Below are 1,634 nucleotides of genomic sequence, written 5' to 3' on the forward strand. Positions count from 1 at the left end.
CGCGCCATGGCGACCTGCATGCCGCCCGCGCCCTCCAGCATGGTGGCCTGCCAGGCGGGCTGGTCGGGCAAGCCCTCCAGTTCACATTCCCGTGCGGTAATGATGCCCTCCACCACCGCGTGGGGGACCACCCCGCGCGCCAGCAGGTCCAGCAACGCCACCGCCGTATCGTGGCGGTGCGGGTTGCCGCTTTCCAGCACGTCGCGCCACCATTGCAGGCGGATCAGCCCGGCCATGGGGCCGGCGACGGACCACGACGCCGATGTCGCCACCGCCCGCGTGCACTCATGGTTGAAGGCGATCAGCACCATCGCCGCCTCACGCGCGGGCGGCGGCAGGAACAGCGCGCAGAAGAAGCGATCCGGGTCGGCCCGGCGCGCCGCGCGCATGATGGAAAGGCCCGGTGCACCGGATCGGGATGCATCCATGTGCCCGGTCATGGCGTTTGGGCCGGAAGGTAATGGAGGGGCGCGCTCATCTGTCCGTCACTTGACGCACCTGCTCCGCACCCATAGCAATTTGTATATGGCGGCCACGCGCCGCCCCTTGCAGTTTTCAGGAGAATGTTCATGGCTTTCGAATTGCCGTCCCTGCCCTTCGCCTATAATGCGCTTGCCAACCGTGGCATGTGCCAGGAAACGCTGGAACTTCATCACGACAAGCATCATCAGGCCTATGTGACGGCACTGAACGGCTTTGTCGAATCCAAGCCGGAACTTCAGGGCAAGTCGCTTGAGGAAATCATCCTCATGGTCAAGGGCAAGCCCGACCTCGCCCCCGTGTTCAACAACGCGGGCCAGCACTGGAACCACATCCTGTTCTGGCACAACCTCTCCCCCAAGGGCGGGGCGATCCCGGATTCCCTGTCCAAGAAGCTGGTCGAGGATTTCGGCAGCATCGAGAAGTTCAAGGCCGACTTCAAGGCCGCCGCCGCGTCGCAGTTCGGTTCCGGCTGGGCCTGGCTGGTGCTGGCCTCCGATGGCAAGCTGAAGGTGACCAAGACCGGCAACGGCTCCAACCCGCTGGCCGAAGGCCATGGCAAGGTGCTGCTGGGTCTGGATGTGTGGGAGCACTCCTACTACCTCGACTTCCGCAACCGTCGCCCCGACTACATCGTCAACTACCTGGACAAGCTGGCCAACTACGAGTTCGCCGAAGCCCAGCTCCAGTCCGCCTGATCAGCCCTTCAGGCCAGATACGGAAAAACCCGGCGCTGCGCCGGGTTTTTTTGTATCCATCGCCACGGCTGGTCCGGCTATCGCCCCTGCCGGATGGGCTGGCCCAGCGCGCGCAGCGGCGTGCCGCGCATGAGTTCCGCCTCGATCTGTTCCAGCGTCATGCCGCGTGTTTCGGGCACGCAGCGCAGCGCCAGCAGCATGCACAGCGCGTTCAGCGTCGCATAGCCCCACATGACACGCCCCACCCCCAGCACCTCAACCCCGGTCAGGAACGTGATGCTGACCAGCATGTTCGCAACCCAGTTGGCGCAGGTGGAGCAGGCCATGCCGAATTCACGCCCGCGCAGGGGCAGGATCTCGCGCAGAGCAGCCAGGCCAGCGGCCCCGCCGAAAACGCGAACGCCGCGACGAACACCAGCATGAACCGCCGATGAACACGCATGCCCGCCGTGGGCC

Annotated in this window: 3 protein-coding genes; 1 reads left to right on the top strand and 2 read right to left on the bottom strand. The window is 65.3% G+C overall.

From position 1 onward, the window contains the following. The coding region (locus tag JCM25156_RS15950) for a squalene/phytoene synthase family protein (RefSeq protein WP_025813882.1) at window positions 1-440 on the bottom strand (440 nt) is incomplete at its 3' end. A 129-nt stretch (window positions 441-569) separates the two neighbouring features. On the opposite strand from JCM25156_RS15950, the gene JCM25156_RS15960 reads away from it, so the two are divergent. Further along, the gene (locus tag JCM25156_RS15960) at window positions 570-1,178 is read left to right on the top strand and encodes a superoxide dismutase (protein ID WP_025813884.1); all 609 of its coding nucleotides are present in this window, start codon (window positions 570-572) and stop codon (window positions 1,176-1,178) included. A gap of 77 nt (window positions 1,179-1,255) precedes the next feature. Here JCM25156_RS15960 and JCM25156_RS15965 read toward each other — a convergent pair. After that, the coding region (locus JCM25156_RS15965) for an MFS transporter (RefSeq protein WP_025813885.1) at window positions 1,256-1,634 on the bottom strand (379 nt) is incomplete at its 5' end.

The organism is Komagataeibacter kakiaceti JCM 25156, from assembly GCF_000613305.1.

Excerpts from the sequence above, each read along its gene's own strand:
- JCM25156_RS15960 (WP_025813884.1), top strand. The coding sequence starts at position 570 with ATGGCTTTCGAATTGCCGTCCCTGCCCTTCGCCTATAATGCGCTTGCC.